16 protein-coding genes are annotated in these 19,722 nt (G+C 67.3%); 5 read left to right on the plus strand and 11 right to left on the minus strand.

Annotated elements, in window-relative coordinates; translation table 11 throughout:
- The first annotated feature begins 182 nt into the window (after window positions 1-182).
- Window positions 183-1,124 carry a transporter family protein gene (locus tag ASF53_RS17635; RefSeq protein ID WP_056201313.1) on the plus strand — a complete coding sequence of 314 codons (942 nt, stop codon included), beginning with the start codon at window positions 183-185 and terminating at the stop codon, window positions 1,122-1,124.
- Window positions 1,125-1,292: 168 nt separating this feature from the next.
- Here ASF53_RS17635 and ASF53_RS17640 read toward each other — a convergent pair whose 3' ends face one another.
- Window positions 1,293-2,060, minus strand: a complete 768-nt coding sequence (locus ASF53_RS17640) for an anti-sigma factor (RefSeq protein WP_056201316.1) — start codon at window positions 2,058-2,060, stop codon at window positions 1,293-1,295.
- The gene (locus tag ASF53_RS17645) at window positions 2,057-2,611 is read right to left on the minus strand and encodes a sigma-70 family RNA polymerase sigma factor (RefSeq protein ID WP_056202005.1); all 555 of its coding nucleotides are present in this window, start codon (window positions 2,609-2,611) and stop codon (window positions 2,057-2,059) included. The genes ASF53_RS17640 and ASF53_RS17645 overlap by 4 nt, the downstream gene beginning before the upstream one ends.
- 437 nt (window positions 2,612-3,048) lie before the next feature.
- Between ASF53_RS17645 and ASF53_RS17650 the strand changes: the two genes are divergently transcribed.
- Window positions 3,049-4,023, plus strand: a complete 975-nt coding sequence (locus tag ASF53_RS17650; RefSeq protein ID WP_056201319.1) for a S1C family serine protease — start codon at window positions 3,049-3,051, stop codon at window positions 4,021-4,023.
- 36 nt (window positions 4,024-4,059) lie between these two features.
- Here ASF53_RS17650 and ASF53_RS17655 read toward each other — a convergent pair whose 3' ends face one another.
- Window positions 4,060-5,682, minus strand: a complete 1,623-nt coding sequence (locus ASF53_RS17655) for a calcium-binding protein (RefSeq protein WP_056201322.1) — start codon at window positions 5,680-5,682, stop codon at window positions 4,060-4,062.
- Window positions 5,683-5,978: 296 nt separating this feature from the next.
- Here ASF53_RS17655 and trmFO point away from each other — a divergent pair, with 296 nt between their 5' ends.
- Window positions 5,979-7,403 carry a methylenetetrahydrofolate--tRNA-(uracil(54)-C(5))-methyltransferase (FADH(2)-oxidizing) TrmFO gene (gene trmFO, locus ASF53_RS17660; RefSeq protein ID WP_056201325.1) on the plus strand — a complete coding sequence of 475 codons (1,425 nt, stop codon included), beginning with the start codon at window positions 5,979-5,981 and terminating at the stop codon, window positions 7,401-7,403.
- A 70-nt stretch (window positions 7,404-7,473) separates the two neighbouring features.
- Here trmFO and wecB read toward each other — a convergent pair whose 3' ends face one another.
- The 4 genes from wecB to ASF53_RS17680 all read right to left on the minus strand — a co-directional run bounded on the left by wecB (window position 7,474) and on the right by ASF53_RS17680 (window position 11,513).
- Window positions 7,474-8,610 carry a non-hydrolyzing UDP-N-acetylglucosamine 2-epimerase gene (gene wecB / locus ASF53_RS17665; RefSeq protein ID WP_056201330.1) on the minus strand — a complete coding sequence of 379 codons (1,137 nt, stop codon included), beginning with the start codon at window positions 8,608-8,610 and terminating at the stop codon, window positions 7,474-7,476.
- A 227-nt stretch (window positions 8,611-8,837) separates the two neighbouring features.
- Complete coding sequence (locus ASF53_RS17670; RefSeq protein WP_056201333.1) at window positions 8,838-9,872, minus strand: polysaccharide biosynthesis protein; 1,035 nt, start codon at window positions 9,870-9,872, stop codon at window positions 8,838-8,840.
- Window positions 9,872-10,747, minus strand: a complete 876-nt coding sequence (locus ASF53_RS17675; RefSeq protein ID WP_056201336.1) for a dTDP-4-dehydrorhamnose reductase family protein — start codon at window positions 10,745-10,747, stop codon at window positions 9,872-9,874. Before ASF53_RS17675 ends, ASF53_RS17670 begins: the two co-directional genes overlap by 1 nt.
- Before the next feature lie 4 nt (window positions 10,748-10,751).
- Window positions 10,752-11,513 (minus strand): glutathione S-transferase family protein, encoded by a 762-nt coding sequence (locus ASF53_RS17680; RefSeq protein ID WP_156635625.1) that lies wholly within the window; start codon window positions 11,511-11,513, stop codon window positions 10,752-10,754.
- Between the two features lie 526 nt (window positions 11,514-12,039).
- On the opposite strand from ASF53_RS17680, the gene ASF53_RS17685 reads away from it, so the two are divergent.
- Complete coding sequence (locus tag ASF53_RS17685) at window positions 12,040-13,014, plus strand: GDP-mannose 4,6-dehydratase (protein WP_286134511.1); 975 nt, start codon at window positions 12,040-12,042, stop codon at window positions 13,012-13,014.
- Window positions 13,015-13,024: 10 nt separating this feature from the next.
- Window positions 13,025-13,741 carry a nucleotidyltransferase family protein gene (locus tag ASF53_RS17690; RefSeq protein WP_056201346.1) on the plus strand — a complete coding sequence of 239 codons (717 nt, stop codon included), beginning with the start codon at window positions 13,025-13,027 and terminating at the stop codon, window positions 13,739-13,741.
- 74 nt (window positions 13,742-13,815) lie between these two features.
- Here the strand turns inward: ASF53_RS17690 and ASF53_RS17695 are convergent, their stop codons facing one another.
- The 4 genes from ASF53_RS17695 to ASF53_RS17710 all read right to left on the minus strand — a co-directional run bounded on the left by ASF53_RS17695 (window position 13,816) and on the right by ASF53_RS17710 (window position 19,721).
- On the minus strand, window positions 13,816-14,751 hold the full coding sequence (locus ASF53_RS17695; RefSeq protein ID WP_162242236.1) for an NAD-dependent epimerase/dehydratase family protein: 936 nt from the start codon (window positions 14,749-14,751) through the stop codon (window positions 13,816-13,818).
- Window positions 14,752-14,792: 41 nt separating this feature from the next.
- On the minus strand, window positions 14,793-16,820 hold the full coding sequence (locus ASF53_RS17700) for a glycosyltransferase (protein ID WP_056201352.1): 2,028 nt from the start codon (window positions 16,818-16,820) through the stop codon (window positions 14,793-14,795).
- Complete coding sequence (locus tag ASF53_RS26160; protein WP_210168541.1) at window positions 16,817-18,190, minus strand: hypothetical protein; 1,374 nt, start codon at window positions 18,188-18,190, stop codon at window positions 16,817-16,819. The genes ASF53_RS17700 and ASF53_RS26160 overlap by 4 nt, the downstream gene beginning before the upstream one ends.
- A 205-nt stretch (window positions 18,191-18,395) precedes the next feature.
- Complete coding sequence (locus ASF53_RS17710; RefSeq protein ID WP_056201357.1) at window positions 18,396-19,721, minus strand: glycosyltransferase family 2 protein; 1,326 nt, start codon at window positions 19,719-19,721, stop codon at window positions 18,396-18,398.
- Window position 19,722: the final 1 nt, after the last annotated feature.

Genomic DNA, 19,722 nt, shown 5'->3' on the forward strand with positions numbered 1-19,722 from the left:
GGAGGCAATCCCCTGTCTTTCGCGGTCGGTCTGTAGAATAGTTCCCGACGTCGAGACTTGAGGTGCGGCCGTAGGGGGCACCGGCATCACACCAGCCATCCCACTCCGGAGAGAGAGGGAGGCGAGAGACGGTGCCGGCGCTACGGGGCGGACGCCTGAATCCTTGGGAAGGAACGAGAAAAATGATGAAGAACTGGCTCGCTGCGGGCGCCATTGCGCTCACGGCCGGAATGACGACGACCGTCGCCCAGGCGCAGACGACCACGGTTCCCGGTGAGCAGGTCGGTCTGGCCGTTGGCGCGCCGCTCCCCGAGGGCATCTACGCCATCAACACCTTCACCTACCGCAGCCCGGATGGCCCGAATGCGACTTCGGTCGACACCGCGGTCAACGTTCCGATCCTGGTGTGGGCGACCCCCTACGTGCCGTTCGGCGGCCGCCTCGAATTCGTCGTGGCCCCCCCGACGGTGTTCACCTTCAGCCGCGCTGCTGGCGGCCGTGACACCTCGATCAACGTCGGCACCTTCGTCGGCGCGATCTGGGCGTTCGATCTCGGCGGCAACATCGGCGTCAGCTTGCTCGGCGGTTCGTACCTCAACGAGCTCAACGCCGGTCGTGGCGGTGGTCTGAACATCCTGGCCTCCAACACCTACCGTGTCGGCGGTGCCGTCAGCTACACCGGCGACGGTTACAACCTGACCGCCAACCTGACCTACAACTTCTACGACTCGCCCAGCCGCTTCGACGGTCGCAACGGCATCCCCGGCTTCTTCGGCCCGGTGCAGATCTCGGACGCGTTCAACCTCGACCTGACCGCGACCAAGAAGTTCGGCAAGTTCGAGATCGGTGCCATCGGCTACGGCACGGTCAACCTCGACCCGAACCTGCTCGCCTTCGTGAACGACCCGACCAGCCGCATCGGTCGCGGTGGCCGGTTCGCCCTCGGCGGTCTCATCGGCTACGACTTCGGACCGTTCTCGGTTCAGGCCTACGTCGCCCGCGACGTCGTGACCACGGCCGGCCTGCGCGAGAGCACCGACGGCTGGTTCCGCATCGTGGCCCCGCTCTACACCCCGGCGGCCGCTCCGGCTCCGATGCCGGCCCCGCTCGTTCGCAAGTACTGAGCGGATCGATCCGATCGGGGGTGCCCACCGCATCCCCGGTCTGTTCAAGGTTACGAAGCCGTCCCGCCGCAAGGCTGGGCGGCTTCGTCCGTTTCGGGACGATGCTCTCGCGTGAGAAACATCCGGATCCCGGAAGGGGCGGCCCCGGTCGGGGGGGGGGCGCGCGTCCTATTCCCGGATCAGCTTGCCGGTGTAGATCACCTGCCCGGTGGGCTTGCCGGTGGGGGAGCCGCCCGGCGGCTCCACCGACACGGCGATGACCCCGTCCTCGCCGCGTCCGGCCTCCGGCGGCAGGCGGATGCGGGTCGCCTCGCCTGCGACGAGGCCGATCGGCTTCGGGGCGGCGCCCTGCCCGACATACCAGAGTTCCAGGCTGTGGCCGGCCGGCGCCTGCGCCGCCACCGGCCGGACCCGAGCGGTGCCGGCTTCGGTGTCGACGCTGACGATCAGGGCCGGCAGGTCGCCCGCGCTCGTGACCACGGCGACGTAGCGGCCGTCCGCTCGCTCGCCGCCGAGCCGCGGAACCCCGGTCAGCACGACCAGCGCGAGGCCGGCGGCGACCAGCCCTGCCCCCGCCGTGGTGAAGCGCCAGAGCCGGAGTTGCCGCCGCAGGTCGCGCAGGCGGTTGTCGTTGGCGGCGCCGGCTTGGTCCGGCCGGGGGGCGGGATCGTCCGCCGCGGTGCCGCGCGCGATCTCTTGGGCGATCTCTTGGGCGATCTCCTGCCAGAGGTGGGGCGGCGGCTCGATGGCGGGCACGGCGCGCGCGAGCGGGGCGAGACGCCGCTCCCAGGCGCGTACGGCCGCCTCGGTGGCCGGATCGACCGCCCGCTCCAATTCGAACGCGGCGCGCTCCCCCGCATCGAGGGTGCCGAGCACGTACTCGGCCGCCCGCAGGTCGCGTTCCGCCGGCTCCGGTCTGCCGCTCCCGCCGCTCACGCGATACTCTCCAGGCAGGATTTCAGGGCGGCCAGCGTCCGATGCAGCCAGGTCTTCACGGTGTTGACCGGCCGCTCGAAGCGTTCGGCGAGTTCCTCGCGGGACCAGCCCTCGCAATAGGCCAGCACCACGCAGTCGCGCTGCGTCGGATCGAGCCGGGACAGGCAGGCGACGAGCGCGTCGCGGTCGAGGAAGGCGCCTTCCTCGTCGGTCGGGGCGACGAGGCGCTCCATCCAGGCCTCCCCGCTTTCACCAGACGGCATTGCAACCTCGCTCCGGCGGCGCAGCCCGTCGATGGCCCGGTTGCGCGCGATCGTACACAGCCACGGAAGCGGGGCCCCGGCCGAGGGCGCGTAGGAGCCCGCCGACTGCCAGACCTTCAGGTAGACATCCTGAAGCACATCCTCGGCGAGGCTCCTGTCTCGCTGGATACGCAGGATGATCCCGAAAAGTTTCGGCGCGGTCCGGTCGTAGAGCGTCCGCAGGGCCGCCACGTCCCGGCGGGCGACACGGTCCAGCAGCCCGGCCAGTTCTCCGTCGTGCGGCGTCACGGCCCGCTCCCGGCGGACGCGGCGCGGATGGAGGTCGTCGGAGGACGCGGCATGGTTCCGGTGCGTCTGGAAGGGGGCGTTCGCCGGGCGCAAGCGCGGCGGGACAGGGAGCGGCACCCTATCGGAGGCTTGGCCGACGCACCACAGGTCGTCGCGGTGTCGGCAGGGTCTTCGCGACGCCGTTTCGGCAATTTCACGGGGGGAAGAGCGCCGGACGGTGCGAAAGCGTGAGGGCGCGGTGTCGGCCCCCGGCGCCGAAGCCTTTCGACGCGGCGGCGGGCGGGTGTCGAGGCGAGCTGCGCCGCCTATCTGTGTCGGGAGCGCAGCCCGGCGAACCCCGCGGACGGGAGACGGATGCGACCGCCCCGGCGGCCGCCGTTTCCGCGAAAGTCGGTCCACGGGCGGCGGCAGAGCGGGGCCCAGGGAAATCGCAGAACATGTCCGCGCACGGCGAATTCAGGATTCCGGCCGCCCTGCAGCCGAAGGCCGGCGACTACGCCTACGATCTGGAGCGGGCGCTGACCTCGGTCGTCTCCCTCTCCTCGCGGGTGCCGGCGGAGGCTTTTACGGCGGAGACGCTCGGCACCGAGCGGGCGGGCAACGGCGTGGTGATCCGCGAGGACGGGCTGGTGCTCACCATCGGCTACCTCGTGCTGGAGGCCGAGAGCGTCTGGCTCACCACCCATGACGGGCGCTCGGTGCCGGCCTACGTCGTCGGCTATGACGGGGAGACGGGCTTTGGCCTCGTCCAGGCCCTGGGCCGCCTCGGCCTGCCCGCCCTGAAGCTCGGGCGCTCGGATACGATGAAGGTCGGCGAGCGGGCGGTGGTCGCGGGGGCGGGCGGGCGCTCGCACAGCCTCGCAGTCGAACTCGTCGCCCGGCAGGAATTCGCCGGCTACTGGGAGTACGTCCTCGACGACGCCCTGTTCACCACCCCCGCCCATCCCCATTGGGGCGGCACCGCGCTGATCGGGTCCGACGGCACGCTGGTCGGCATCGGCTCGCTTCAGCTCCAGCAGGGCGGCACGGGGGCGGGCCGGGCGATCAACATGGTCGTGCCGATCGAACTCCTGCCGCCGATCCTGACCGATCTTGAGACCCGTGGCCGGGCCGACCGCCCGCCCCGCCCCTGGCTCGGCCTCTACGCCACGGAGACCGAGGACGGCGTCGTGGTGATGGGCACCGCCGACAAGGGCCCGGCGGAGGCCGCTGACCTGCGCGCGGGCGACGTGCTGTCCGAGGTGGCGGGCGAGCCGGTCGCCGACCTCGCCGGCTTCTTCCGGCAGGTCTGGGCGCTCGGCGAGGCGGGGGTGCGCGTCCCCCTCACGGTCAACCGGGACGGGCGCCCGATCCGGCTGGCGCTGACCTCGGTCGATCGCGACCGGTTCCTAATCGGACCGAAGCTGCACTGACCCGGTTTTGCGCCCGGCAGCCGGGATCACTCCCGATCACACGATGAGGAAATCCGTGTGGTCGAGGGCGGCGTGGTTATCCAAGACCGCGATCAGGACAGCCTCTTTCCGTCCGCTGCCGTCGGCGTCGTAGAACAGCTCGCCCGTCTTCTGCTTGTAGAGGATGCGGTCGTCGGCATCGGCTTTGATCGCCTTGGCCGGGCCGAGCGTCTTGAACTGCTCGGGCGCCAGCGCCCCGGTTTCGAGGCCCGAGAAGACCCCGTGGTCGAGATGGAACACGTCGTCCTGTGACGCGAAATCCCTGACGTGATCGACGTTGCCGCGGCCGGGCCGGGTGTCGAACACGAAGGTGTCGGCACCCGCTCCGCCGGTGAGCCGGTCGGCGCCGAGGCCGCCCACGAGGCTGTCGTCACCGCCGCCGCCCGCGAGCCGGTTGTCGCCGGCATTGCCGATCAGCGTCTGACCGAAGGCGTTTCCGGTAAGGGAGAGCGGAGCGCCGCCGGTGCTCTTGGCGAGTTGCAGGATCTCGATCTCCTGGCCGGCTGCCAGCGTGTACGCGCTCGTCGCCACGAGCCGGTCGGTGCCCTGCCCCCGACCCTCGAACACCCGGTCGCCGGGCGTGTCGACGAAGTAGGTGTCGTCACCGGCCCCGCCCACGAGCTGATCGCGGCCGCCTCCGCCGCGCAGGATGTCGTTGCCCGCATCGCCGAACAGCCGGTCGGCTCCGGCCGTGCCGACGAGCGTGTCGTCGCCGCCAAAGCCCAGGACCGGATTGCCGCTCCCATCGGCCTCGAGCCGGTCGTCGCCCCGGCCGCCGACGACATAGGCGACGCCCTCGGCCTTGTTCAGGAAACCGTAATCGATCCCCGTGGCCTGACTCGCGGCGGCAACCAGATTGCCGAAGGCCTCGGTCGGCGTGCCCGCGGCGGGACGGCCGGCGAGCTCCTGATAAAAGCGCGCATAGGCGTCAAAGCCGAGATCCTCGTAGACCTGGGTGAGCAGGGAGGCGGCGAGGTCGGCCGCCCCCCAATTGTTGGCGTTCGGAACGCCGGTCGCCGCGCCGAGGGTGTTGGCGAGCGTGGTGCCCGCCTCCCCGAAGAAGGTCTGCGCCAGGTCTTCGAGGAGGGATTGCTTGAATTCGGCGAAGGGCAGCGCACCGAACGCGCTGCCGGGGATGCCGGCCTCCTGCATCGACACGAACCGGTTGGCGATCGCGAACCCCGTGACGAAGGCATCCACCTCCCCGAGCTGCGGACCGTAGAACCAGAAGTTCCGCCCGAGTTCGTAGAAGACCGTCTGATCGAAGGTGCCGGCTTCGGCCGCGCCGGCATAGAGCTGATCGAACACGCCGGTCGTGATCTCGATGCCGGCGGCGCCGAGAAAGCCGATCGCGTTCGCCGCGCCTTGAAGCGCCGTGGGCACCTCGGCGATCGTGAGCAGGCCGTTATAGGATTTGTACGGGGCCGGGGCTTGCCCGGTGATGGCGTGGTAGACGTCGTAGGCGGCGTCGATCCTGTTCAGGATGTCCTGCATGACATCGCCGTCGAGATCCTTGGCCGATGTCAGGAGCGCGACGCGCTGGCCCATCCAGGGATAGAGCGAGACGAGGTAGCCGTCATACACGAAGTAGGGCAGCGCCCCGTCGGGAGAGATCGCCATAGCCGTCCGCTCCGCTTGCCGGCCCGGATATCGGGGACGAGGGGCCACGGTAACGCCGGCGCGGTTTTCCTGTCTCGGCCGCGATGTGGAACCCGCGAGCAATTGCGGCTTACGTCTTCCGGAGCGGTTGCCCTGGTTCGCGCCAGGGGCCTGCTTCATGGAGGGTCTTCGGGCGCCCTTTGCCGGCGCGGCGATGGCGCGCATCCGGTCCGTCGCACCGGCCGCGCCCCGCTTCGCCTCCGGTTCGCGGGCTTGCCCGCATTGATCGCGCGACCGCGTGGTTCTATTCCGTCGCGATGACGAACCCCATCCATATCGTCGGCGGTGGCCTCGCCGGTTCCGAAGCGGCCTGGCAGGTCGCGCAGGGCGGCCGCCCGGTCGTGCTGCACGAGATGCGGCCGGTTCGCGGCACCGATGCCCACCACACCGATGGGCTGGCCGAACTGGTCTGCTCCAATTCCTTCCGCTCGGACGACGCGAACGGCAATGCCGTCGGCCTGCTGCATCAGGAGATGCGCAGCCTCGACTCGCTGATCATGCGCACGGCCGACGCCCACCAAGTCCCCGCGGGCGGGGCGCTCGCCGTCGATCGCGAGGGGTTTTCGCAGGCCGTCACCGCGGCGCTGGAGGCGCACCCCAACGTTACGATCGTGCGCGAAGAGGTCGCCGGCCTTCCCCCCGAGGACTGGGGTTCGACCATCCTCGCCACCGGCCCCCTCACCTCCCCGGCGCTCGCCGAGGCCGTCGGCGCGCTGACGGGCCGGGAATCGCTCGCGTTCTTCGATGCCATCGCCCCGATCGTCCACCGCGACTCGATCGACATGGGCAAGGCGTGGTTCCAGTCCCGCTACGACAAGGCCGGTCCCGGCGGCACGGGGGCGGATTACCTCAACTGCCCGATGGACCGGGAGCAGTACGAGGCCTTCGTCGCCGCGCTGATCGCGGGCGAGAAGACGGCGTTCAAGGAATGGGAGGCCTCGACTCCCTATTTCGACGGCTGCCTGCCGATCGAGGTGATGGCCGAGCGCGGGCCCGAGACCCTGCGCCACGGGCCGATGAAGCCGGTCGGCCTCACCAACCCGCACAACCCGACGGTGAAGGCCTACGCCATCGTGCAGCTGCGCCAGGACAACGCGCTCGGCACCCTGTTCAACATGGTGGGCTTCCAGACCAAGCTGCGCCACGCCGAGCAGGTCCGGGTCTTCCGCACGATTCCGGGGCTGGAGAAGGCCGAGTTCGCCCGGCTCGGCGGCCTGCACCGCAACACCTATCTCGACAGCCCGCGCCTGCTCGACGCAACCCTCCGGCTGAAGGCACGGCCCCAGCTTCGCTTCGCCGGCCAGATCACCGGCTGCGAGGGCTATGTCGAGAGCGCCGCAATCGGGCTGATGGCCGGCCGCTACGCGCTCGCCGAAGCGGACGGGCAGACCCTCGCCCCCCTGCCCCCGACGACCGCGCTGGGAGCCCTCATCGGCCACATCACCGGCGGCCACGTCGAGGCGACCGAGGAGGCGGAGCGCAACGCGCCGCGCTCGTTCCAGCCGATGAACGTGAATTTCGGCCTGTTTCCGCCCCTGGCGCAGATGCCGCGCAACGAGACCGGCAAGCGCCTGCGCGGACCCGAGAAGGCGGCGCTCAAGAAGCGCGCGCTCACCGACCGGGCGCGGGAAGACCTCGCCGCCTGGATGACGGGTGAGGGGTTTTCGCAAGCGGCGGAGTAGAGAGCGGCTTCAGGGCGCTGCCCTGAATACCCGCCAAAGGGCCGTGAGGCCCTTTGGAAACCCAGGACCTTCAGAAGGGGCCGGGCTTCGACCAGACGGTGTGGTTGACCTGATCGATATAGGACAGGACGATCCGCACGACCTTGGTCGAGACCGCGCCGCCCTGGTAGTCCGGCACGGACCCGGCGAAGCGGCGGCCCTCACCGTAGCCGTCGCGCACCGCACGCACGGCCTCGACCAGATCGACCTTGCCGAGCGGTGCCACGATCAGCGTGCCGGCATCCATGCCCTCTGGCCGTTCATGCGCGTCGCGGAAGGTGACAGCCGGCAGATCGAGCAGCGCCGCCTCCTCGGCGATGGTGCCACTGTCGGACAGGACGCAATGCGCGCTCGTCTGCAGCTTCACGTAATCGATGAAGCCGAAGGGCGGCAGGAAGCGTACACTGTCGGGCAGCGACAGATCGCCTACGGCTTCGAGCCGAGCGCGGGTGCGCGGATGGGTCGAGACGACGATGGGCAGGCCGAAGGCCGCGTGCAGCCGGCCGAGCTCTTCCAGGAAGACCCGCAGGCGCGCCGGCGAATCGACGTTCTCCTCGCGGTGGGCCGAGACGATGAAGAACCGATCCGGTTCGAGCCCAAGCCGGGCCAACACGTCGGAGGCCTCGATCTTTGGGCGGAACTCGGCCAGCACCTCTTCCATGTGCGAGCCGACCTTGAAGATGCGCTGCGCCGGCAGCCCCTCGGCCAGGAGGTAGCGGCGGGCATGCTCGGTCAGGACGAGGTTCACGTCGCTGAGGTGGTCGATCACCTTGCGGTTGATCTCCTCCGGCACCCGCGGGTCGAAGCAGCGGTTGCCCGCCTCCATGTGGAAGATCGGGATCTTGCGCCGCTTGGCCGGGATCACTGCGAGACCCGAATTGGTGTCGCCGTAGATCAGCACGGCGTCGGGCTGCTCCTGTTCGAGCACGGCGTCGGCGCGCTCGATCACCCGCGCGATTGTCGCCGCCGCGTTTGCCCCGGCCGCTTCGAGGAAGTGGTCGGGCTTACGGATGCCGAGGTCGTCGAAGAAGACCTGATTCAGCTCGTAGTCGTAGTTCTGGCCGGTATGGACGAGGATGTGATTCGTCAGCCGATCCAGCGCCCGGATCACGAGCGACATCTTGACGAGTTCGGGCCGTGTTCCGACCAGGGTGAGGATTTTTTTCAAAGGTCTCGGTCCCGGTTCGGAAGTTGGAGCGCATTCCGACGAAGTGGTCACCGGTTCGTCGAGAGAATGCGCGTCAAAACAAGGATCTAGAGCATCGTCTCGGATGTCGGATCCAAGACGATGCTCTCGGCTTTGCTTTTGCATCGTCTTTTTCCCAAAAGCTGGAGGCCACTTTCGGGATGATGCTCTAGAGACGCCGACCTGGTGCAATCAGGTCGGATACGGCTCTAGGAGGCGGCCCTGGCCCGCGAGGCGGGCTTCAGGGCTTGCTGGATATAGTCGAGCTTCAGCAACAGATCGATGACCTGCTGCTGGTTCATCCGCTGCGTGTTGTGCGAGGTGTAGTCCTCGGCGGCCGAGATCGCCGTCTCGCCGGAGGTGAAGAACTTCGAGTAGTTCAGGTCACGGTCGTCGGCGGGGATGCGGTAGAACCCGTCCATATCCTCGGCCCGCGCCATCTCCTCGCGCGAGACCAGGGATTCGTATAGCTTCTCGCCGTGGCGCGTACCGATGATCTTGATCTCGTTCTTGGCTTCAAAAATCGTCCGCAGGGCCTCGGCCAGATCCCGGACCGTGCAGGCCGGCGCCTTCTGCACGAAGATGTCGCCCTGCTGGCCGCGCTGGTAGGCGAACAGCACCAGATCGACCGAGTCCTCCAACGACATCAGGAAGCGGGTCATCGTCGGATCGGTGATGGTGAGGTCACGCCCCTCTTTGATCTGGTTCACGAAGAGCGGAATCACCGAGCCGCGCGAGGCCATGACGTTGCCGTAGCGCGTGGCGCAGAGGATCGTGTCGTCCTTGGCCAGCATGCGCGACTTGGCGATCGTCAGCTTCTCCATCATCGCCTTGGAGAGGCCCATGGCGTTGATCGGATAGACCGCCTTGTCGGTCGAGAGCACGATCATCCGCTCGACGCCGGAGGCGACCGCGGCGTTCAGCACGTTCTCGGCCCCGAGGATGTTCGTGCGCACCGCCTCCATCGGATAGAACTCGCAGGACGGCACCTGCTTCAGCGCCGCCGCGTGGAAGATGTAGTCGACGCCCTTCACCGCCTGCGCGATCGAGTTGTACTCGCGCACGTCGCCGATGAAGAAGCGGATCCGCGGATCGCGCAGCAGGATGCGCATGTCCTCCTGCTTCTTCTCGTCCCGACTGAAGACGCGGATCTGGCCGATATCGGTGGCGAGGAAGCGCTGGATCACCGCGTTGCCGAAGGAGCCGGTACCGCCGGTGATGAGGAGTGTCTTGCCGGAGAACATCAGCGGATCCGTGAGAAGGCTTCGTCGTCGAAACGACGCATGTTGCGGATGAGATCCGGCCAGGAGGGCGGCGCGTAGCCGACCGCGGCCCGGAACCGGTCCGAATTGAGGGAGCGGTCGATCGCCACCGCGTCGTCGGGCTCGATCTCGGTGGTGACGCCGTAGACGTCCTTCACGATCCCGAGCAGGTCGAACTTGCTGATCGGGTCCACGCTCACATGGTAGACGCCGCGCAGCGACGGGTTCGGCAGCACGTGGTCGGCGATCACCCGCACCAGTTCGTCGGTGGTGAGGCCGGAGAAGATCGCCCGCCGGTAGCCGCGCACGGACCCGCTCTGGGCCAGGAACCACTCGACGAGACCGTTGCGGCTGCCGATCTCACGACCGATGATCGAGGTGCGCAGCGTGACCGCGTTCGGGTAATCGACCTCGCCGAGGAGTTTCGAGCGCCCGTAGAGATCCTCCGCATCCGGCGCGTCGCTCTCGCGGTAGTTGCCCTTGCGGCCGGTGAAGACGCAATCGGTGCTCACATGGATGAGACGAGCGCCGACGAGGTCGGCCAACCGGGCGAGCCGGTGCGGCAGGATGGCGTTGATCGGGATCGCGACCAGCGGATCCTCGGCGGAGGCGAGCTGCTTGACGACCCCGACGCAGTTCAGGACCACGTCGGGCCGCACCTCACGCAGGAAGCCGGCCAATGCGTCCGCGTTCTCGACGTCGATCCCGACCGTGATGTTGGCGGCATTTTCCGGAAAGATTTTTTTGACTGCCGACGAGCGCGCTGTCGCATAGACAGCCCCAGGAAAGCGTTGTGACAAATATCGGAAGGCGGCGCTTCCGAGCATGCCGGATGAGCCCAAGACTGCAATCTTCAATTTCTCAGACCTCTGCCGACGGATGTGGGCTATTGATGGACCGAAAGGTGCCGATTGTCGGATCTGCAGCGATTTTCATTGATGAATTTTCACGGAAATCATAGAACCACGCTGCGAGCAAGCGTCTTTGTGCATTCCACTCAAGGTCGGGCGAGCGTCCGTCGAGATAGTCGAGGGCGCAGGCAATCGCGAGATGCCCCAGATCGGTGGGAGCCCGCATCCAGTCCGGCGCGGCCTCCAACCCGTCGAGGATGGCGGTGATGGCGGCTTCCTGCCGCGCCACCACGCGCTCGAGGCGGTCATCGTGCGGGCCGAGCCGATCGACGAATCGGCGAATCACCGCCTCGGCCAAGCTGTCTCCCAACGCCTCGCGCCGGAGCGTGTCCCAAGTCCGGGGTGCGGACGGGATGAGCGTGTGTCCGGAGAGGGTGTCGAGATAGCGCGCGATGACGGGCGAGTCGAACAGGGCCGAGTCGTCGTCCAGAAGGAGGGTCGGAACCTTACAAGCCGGGTTGTGCCGGCGAAGCGTCTCATCGGTCCAGGGATCGATCCGCACGAGGCTGACCCGTGCGGCGAGATCGAGTTCGACGATGGTCGCCAGGATCTTGCGCGAGAAAGGAGAGCGCGGCGCATAGAACAATTGCATCAGCTCGACCCCACCTCGCCGGTCCTGCTCTTCGTCTGGTCGGTCGCAGCCGTTTTCGACGGCGGAAACATTCTCGGATGTGTGGATCGCGCCCGCGCCAGGGTCCGTTTCGCCCCGCACGGCAAGGTGAACGTAAGGGCTTCGATCCCGTGGTCCGAAGCATGGATACGGGGGCACCACACTCGCGTGTGAGAGGTCTCGGTCCCGTCTTTTATCGCCGCCCAGCGCCAAAGCAACACGAACGACGATGGCGCACGGTAATCTTTCCAACCTCAGATATATTTTGCAAGATTTATTTCTTTCAGATTGTGTATTTGTGGCGTTGTCTCCATCGCGCGTTGATGCTCTGGCGCTGGAATGTGTCACCGCCCGGACGGTTCATCCAGGCAAACTGGGCACTGCGAAGGAGCGAGGCGGACCAGGACTTGGCAATCGCTTGTCGGGGCGTGGGAACTAGGCTAATGGCCCGGACCGGTCGGCCAGGGGCCGCGTTCCAAGTCTTGGGTTCAAAGCCTTGCGGTCACTGCTCCGCGGAGGCGATCTGAGGCGTGCCCGGGCCGGAGGTGTTCTGGCGGTCGGCCTCGAACGACGAGCCGCCGCACCCACGAATGATGGGAATGATCGGTTGACCCTTTCCGGAAAACGCGTGCTCGTCACGGGCGCAGGCGGCTTCATCGGAAGCCATCTCACCGAGGAAGCTGTACGGCAGGGCGCCAAGGTGACGGCGCTGCTGCACTACAACGCCATGCGGGACCGCGGAAATCTGTCCGGCGTCGCCCCCGAGATCGATCGCGAGATCGAGTATGTCTTCGGCGATATTATCGATCCGGAATACGTTCAGGCGATTACCAAGGACATCGACATTGTCTTCCATCTCGCTGCCCTGATCGCGATCCCGTACTCGTATCTGGCGCCGCGCAACTACGTGAAGGTCAATGTCGAGGGCACGCTCAACGTGCTCGAAGCGGCGCGCCGGCATGGGGTACAGCGCGTCGTCCATACCAGCACGTCGGAGGTCTACGGGTCGGCGCAATACGTCCCGATCGACGAGGCGCATCCCCTGCAGGGACAATCGCCCTATTCGGCCTCGAAGATCGGCGCCGACAAGATCGCCGAGTCCTATTACCGGTCTTTTGACGTTCCGGTGGTGACCGTACGGCCGTTCAATACTTACGGCCCGCGCCAATCGGCCCGCGCTTTCATCCCCACCGTCATCATGCAGGCGCTGGAGCCAGAGCGGACAGCGATCAAGCTCGGCTCGACCACGCCGGTGCGGGATCTGACCTTTGCCACCGACACTGCCAACGGATTCTTGACCGCGGCGGTGACCCCAGGGCTCGAGGGCGGCACCTTCAATCTCGGCGTCGGCTCCGGCCAGACGGTCGGCGAGGTGGCGGCCATGATCCTCGAGATCGTCGGCTCGAAGGCGGTGATCGAGACGGACGAGCAGCGCATCCGCCCGAGCAAGAGCGAAGTGGAACGGCTGATCTCCGATAACCGCCTGTTCCAGGCGCAGTCAGGCTGGACGCCGAAGGTCGGCCTGCGTGAGGGGCTGGAGCGGACGATCGAGCACTTCCGGTCCCAGCACGATCGGCGGGACGTCGATCGCTACGTCGTCTGAGAGACAAGCGATGAAGGCCATCATTCTCGCCGGCGGCAAGGGCACGCGCCTGATGCCCTACACGGCTGTCATGCCCAAGCCGTTGATGCCGATCGGCGAGATGCCGATCCTCGAATTGCTGCTGCGCCAACTGCGCCAGCATGGGGTGACGGACGTCATCCTGGCCGTGAACCATCTCCACCATCTCATCCGGAGCTTTTTTACGGACGGATCGAATCTCGGCCTCAACATCACCTACAGGGTCGAGGACAAGCCACTGGGCACCAGCGGCCCGATCGCCGCCAACCTCGATCAACTGCCCGATCACTTCATCGTCACGAACGGCGACCTTCTGACGACGCTGAACTTCTCGGCGATGGTGCGCGAGCATCTCGATCGTGGGGCGGCGGCCACGATCGCGACCCATCGTCGGACGCTGCAGGCCGATTTCGGGGCGCTCACCGTGGACTCGGATCTGACCGTGTCGGAGTACCGGGAGAAGCCGTCGATGCATTTCGAGGCCTCGATGGGCCTCTACGTCCTCTCGAAGGAAGCCGTCGCGCCGCTCATCCCAGCCGACACCTTCTTCGACATGCCCGACCTCGTGCGTGCACTGCTGGCGTCGTCGCAGAAAGTCGTGAGCTACGTCGAGGACTGCGACTGGATCGATATCGGCCGTCCCGACGACTATGCCCGCGCCCAGGAGCAGTTCACGGCTCGGCCCGAGCATTTCCTCCCGGCGGCCTGAGCCCGACCGCACGCCGACACAAGATCCTTGGGCCGATGCCGTTGCCATCCCAAGGCGGGGGTGGAGCGGCGGGGTCAGGCTCGCCCGATCCGGGCGGCGTAGCTTGCCTGTAGGCCGTCGACGAGATCGACGCGCGGCATCCAGCCGAGCGCTGCGCGGGCGGCGGTGTTGTCGCAGACGAGGTAGTCGACCGGCGCGCTGGCAGGCCTGTCGACCGGCCGAACCCTGACGGATCGGTTCGGCTCGGTGCGCTGCACGGCGGTGATCGCGGCTTCCGCGAGCTGCCGGACGGACCATCCGGCGCCGGAGCTGATATTCAGCGTGCGTCCGGGTGGCAGGTCCGGACGGAGGGCTGCGGCGAGCAGCGCATCGACGGCGTCCTGGACATAGATGTAGTCGCGGACCGGATGCAGGGCGCGAAGCACGATCTCGTCCGTCGCGCCGAGTTGGGTCAAGAGAGTGGTCACCACCGTCTCGGTCATCTGGTCTGGACCGTAGATGTTGGACGGGCGCAGCGTCACGGCCCATGCGCCGGTCGCGACATAAGCTGCGACCAGGGCTTCCGCCGCGATCTTCGAGGCGGCGTAGATGCTGCTGCCCCGCGGCGGGTAGCTCTCATCGAGTGGAAGCTGCGCGCCGTTCCCGTAGACGGCGGCGGTGCTGATGAAGATGAGGCGGGCGACCGAATGCGCCGCACAGGCGGTCAGGACATTGCAGGTGCCGGTGACGTTCGCATCCGTGAAGGCCCGGAATGATCCACCGCCGCCGCCACGCCCGGCGAGATGGAAGACGATCTGGGCGCCCGCCGCCGCCCGGACGACGGCCTCCTCATCCAAGAGATCGCCGTGCAGGACGCTGAAACGGCCGGCGCGCTCCGGCTCGCGGTTCAGAGCCTGCATCCACCCGCTCGCCTCCGGATCGCGCATGAGGACGATGACCTCGGCTCCGAACGGGATCAGTGCCCGGACCAGATGCTGGCCCAGGAAGCCCGAACCCCCAGTGACGAGCACACGGACGCGCTCGAGCGGTTGCGGCGTAACCATTCCGGTGCTCAAGCAGCAGCATCCCGGCTGCCCGTGCGGGGGGAATCGAGCAGCCATTTCAGCAACAGCGGCGACAGGTCGGCCGGGTTGTGCAGTCTCGCATTGGCTTCGGCGGCAGGCCAGGACCAGCCGATCCGTTCGGTGCCACGCACGATGGGAGCGTCGGCGGCGAGGCGGCCATAGAGCTCGAGGAGGCCGCAATCTCCCATGGATTCGTCGATCATGAGGCGCTCGGTCCGGCGCACCAAGATCCCGCCGGGGCGTGCCCCCGGACCGATCAGAGTGCGAAGATCGAAAGCCTCGGCCGGGTGATCCCGCAGGATCGATCCGAACGTGTCGAGTTCCGACCACAGGCCGATCGCAAGATCTGCATCCGGCGTCCCTTGCAGAGCCTGGAAGAGGTGGCGCAGGGCCACACCGTCAACGCTGTCGCCTGGATCGAGCAGCATGACCGCTGCAGCCTGCGATCGGTCGAACGCCTCGTTGATCGCCGCAGCCGTGTCCTTGCTCCCTGTGCGGACGATCGCCGCGCCGGGATGGAAGCTGCGCAGGAGTTGCGGCAGCCCTTCGGGCTCCCGCCCTCCTTCGACCAGAATTGTCACCGCGAGGCCGTCGGCATTCGGCGTGCGCAAGGCCGTCAAGCTTCGTTCGAGTGCCCCTCGGTCACGCCCTGCCCGCAGAATGATCTCGATGTCGTTTCCGGCGGGCGGAGGCGCCACCGAGCGCCAAATCCGGGCAGGGGCCAAGTTTAGCGGATCGGCTGCGCGGGCACGTTCGAGGAGATCAGGGTCGGCGCGGCCCGACCCCGCCGGGGCCGAACCGATCACGTCCACGAAGAAGTCGTTGCGGGGGGCGGGCCAACCCCCGGTCAGGATGGTCTTGCGCAGGTGCCGGCTCCGCGTCTCGTACTCACCGAGCAGACGCTTCAGTTTGGCCGCAGCGTCGGCCAGATCGTTGGGATCGATGATCGGCGGGGCGATGCCGGCATGGCGCGCCGTGAGGAAGGCTGCGGCGCCCGCTTGGTTCGACAGCAGGATCGGAGCCCCCGACATGGTCGCCTCAACCGCCACGTAGTTGAATGCGTCGGACCGGGACGGGATGACGAGCACCGACCGGCCACGGAAGGCGCGCGACCACAACTCCTCATGACTGATCTCGCCAAGATACTCGGCGGGGACCTGCCGTTCGCGGGCGAGTTCGAGGACCGTTTCGGACCAGCGCGGTCCCGAGGAGGCCCAGGGATTGTCCGGACCGCACAGATAGCAGTTCCGGTAGAGCGAGCGGGGAATCTGCGACGCGATCTCGATGAAGAGGTCGGGGCCCTTGTTCCGGTCGAGACGTCCGACGAACCAGAGATCGGGTGGTCCCTCCCCCGGCGGACGGGCAGCGGGCGGCGGCACCGTATCGAGGGCATCGTGCATGTCGATGACCGCCGAGGGCTTCGTCCGGTCGTTCTCGGCTGCATGGAGATCCGAGATCGTATAGCTCACGTCGGCTCCAGCGATGCAGCGCCGTTCCAGATCCTCGAGCCGCTCGACCACCGCCTCCGGAACTTCCGAGGCGTAGGCGTTGCGGTTGCTGACGCTCAGCCATCCGAGCATCCCCAGCGAGACCGTTCCGACGCCGATGCCGAAGGCGGCGAAGATCGGACGGATGAGATGCGCTACGGGGAAGAACGAGGGCACCTCGACGACGTCGAGGAACTGGCCCTGGAGTGGTACGGCGATCTGGATGACGATCGACGCGTAGAATAGCTCCTCAGAGCCTTCGATCTTCAGCGCAGCCAGGAGCCCCCAGGGAGAGAGAAAACGGTCGAAGCCGTAGGGGTTCGCATTGGCGGGAAGCCGGGATCGGACGTCACCTGCGAGGTCGCGGCCCCGCGATGGATAGACGAACGTCCAATCTGGATGCCGCTCGATCACGCGGCGGTAGAACGTCTGCCCGCCGCCGAGGGCGGAGTAGAAGTCGAAATCACAGATTAGCGCGCGGATCGGCCGGCGACCGGCCGGCGATCCGGCTGCGGCCGGTATCGTCATTTGAAAAGCCGCCATTTTTTCTTTGCAGGGATCGGGGCAGGCGCCATCTTCGTGGGAAGCGGGGCCGGCGCGAGGGCGACCGTATCGCTGGATGGCGGCTCGGCCTGAGGCGGCGCATCCGTCGTGGCCCATGTGAGATAGGCGCCCGGATAGAAGCCCGGTGCGGCTTCGGTCCGATGCAGGCGAGCATGTTCAGATGCCCACTTCGTCCGGATCGCCCCAAGTTCGGCCACCACGGTGGCTGCCGTCGCCTCTGGAGGGAGGATCCACGTATAGGGCCGGCCTGCCAAGCGAAGGTTGAGACCGCAGGCGGCGCTGGCCAGGATCGGTAAACCCTGCGCCAGGGCCGCCGAGACCCTGAAGTCGAACGCCTCTGGAGCCGGGTTCGGGAACCAGACAAGATGTGGGCGCAGGACACAGGCCAGCCTATTGAGGTCGAGGCGATCGGCCAGGCCCAGATTCCGTAATCCGGCGGGAGATGCCGCCTGCGTCCCGTCGAGGCCGAAGAACCGCGGCGCGAGATCCCCGTTGCGGCTGGCCGCGACCGTCTCCTCCACGAGACCGCTCTCCGGCCCCGAGTCTCCGCCCCAGATCAGGATGCGCAGGGCCTCATCCGCATCGAGCCGGGCCGGGTGCACGCGGAACAGGTTGGGCTTGCGCGCTTCCGGATCGAGGCCGGTCGCGATCGTCTGTCCCGGCAACCCGGCGCGCAGGGCGCTCAGCATCGCATCGCTGCAGGCGACGACACGGGCCGCCTTCCGCGCGAGCGCCTGCATTTCCCCGTTTGCATCACCTTGTTCCGAAGGGACGCGCATTGGGGTGAGATCGAAGGGGCGATCGAGCGCCTTCAGGACCGTCCGCACGGTGGGCCGGAACTGGGTTGCGAGCATGTCGATCCGTTGGATTCGCAAGATCCGCGCAGCCGATGCCAGCGCCGTGTCGGACATTCGCACCGTCACAGCATCCGACGTGTTGGGGAGACCGGACGACAGGGTGAGTCGCCCGGCCTCAAGCCAGCCGAGAAGGACATGAACCCGGCGGCGGACGCTCTCCTGAAGATGAGCGGCGAACCGCTCCGCGAATTCGTCCCGCTCTTCCAGCAGCAACAGTAGGATCGGCCGGCTTGGATGCAGGCTCTCAAGTAGCCGTTCCATGTTCTCGCGCTCGGCCATAGCGGTGGCGGTCGCGAGCGGCCCGAGCGCCAGGCCGACCGGGATGCCTTGTAAAGCTTCCGGCGAAATCTCGGCGACCTTTTCCCAGGCGAAGCCGTAGCGCTCGAACTGCGCCGCATCGACGACGAGATGCCGGGTCTCCTGACCGAGCTCCGAGCTGACCACGAGGTAGACCGACTCGCTTTCCGTTGCGCGCACGAGCCGGCTGCCGGGACCGAGTACGCTCCCCTCCAACAGCTCTGCGCAATCCGGGGAGGCCCGAAAGTCGTCGTCGCGGAAGATTGCCCGCAGGACGTCGATACCCGTGATGTAGTGGCGCTGATCGCCGAAGACGAGCCAGATCTGATGCTCGCCGGGAACTTGGACGCGCAGACCGTCTAGGTGGGACGCGTCGGGGAGCGGATCAGGCTGCGGCGACATTGAGCCGGTTCGACATGCCGAGGGAGGAGATGAAGTCACTGCGGGTCTCGACGGCTCGGGTCAAGGCGGCGGAGAGGGCGTTGCGACGCACGATGAGGCCGGACAAGGGACCGAGCGGATGCGCGCCCGACTCGGATCTCACCATCTGCGGGATGGCGGTGCCATCGAGGGCCGGATCACGCAGGAGGTGGGCAATCGCCGACCAGAAAGCGGAGACGGACACATCATGGGGAAGGAAGGCGAAGATCGGAGTATCGAATTCGGCAAGGGCGCGGGCGGCCAGATCCTTCGGATCGACCGGGGCGCCGATGACGTCGCCGGAGAGTTTATCTGAAAGCGAGTCGGCGATGAGCAGGGAATGCTGGTCGGGTGATGCATCCACGAGGAGGAAAGCGAGATCGAGGCCGCTGCTGGTAAGTTCGACTTTCGCGAGCGCTGCCTCATGCGGGCTGCGGCTGCCGAGAACTACGCCGACGGATATTGTCGCCGCCCGCCGGCGGATTAGCGCGTCGGCACCTTGCTTGGCGCTGTCGTAGCCGGTGATCTGGAGGAAGTCGCGGGCGCGCAGGAGGAACGCCATCTCCGAACCGGAATGCGCGCGTGCCTGCTCCTCCGGCACCTGCTCCAGCATCTCCATCCAGAGAAGGTTCGCCTCCTCGATATGGCGACGCCCCCGCGATCCCTGTCCCTCATGAACCCGGTGCCGAACCAGAGCACCGGGCACGTAGATGAAGGGGTAGTGCAGCGCGAGTCGCCACCACAACTCGTAGTCCTGGGTCGTCGGCAGTCCGATGTCGAAGCTGCCGTGGCGCTCAAGGAGAGCCCGGTCGAGCAGGATGGTGCAGCCGTTGATGCGGCCTTCGAGGATCGCCCAGAGCGGCTGATCGCTGCGATAGCCCGATCCGGTCTCGATCTCGGCCAGGACGGTGCCGTCTTCGCTCATCGTGGCGTAGCCGCCGAAGATCACGCAGGCGGCGGGCTGCGCCGCAAGGGCCTTCATCTGCACCTCGACCTTTCGCGGATCGTAGATGTCGTCGTGGCTGAGCCAGCTCAGATACCGGCCGGTCATCGCGGCGATGCCGGTGTTGAGAGCCGCGCCGACACCGCCATTCTCCCGGCGCAGATAGCGGATCCGGTCACCGAAGGAGCGGCAGACCCGCTCGGTATGGCCGTCGTCTTCCGATCCGTCGTCGACGACGAGCACCTCGATCGCCGGCCAGGTCTGCGCGAGCGCGCTCTCGATGGCCTGGGTCAGGAACGGCCCGCCATTGTAGACGGGGATGAGGATCGTCACAGTCTCGGTGGACATG

This window comes from Methylobacterium sp. Leaf123, from assembly GCF_001423405.1.
Lineage (GTDB): Bacteria > Pseudomonadota > Alphaproteobacteria > Rhizobiales > Beijerinckiaceae > Methylobacterium.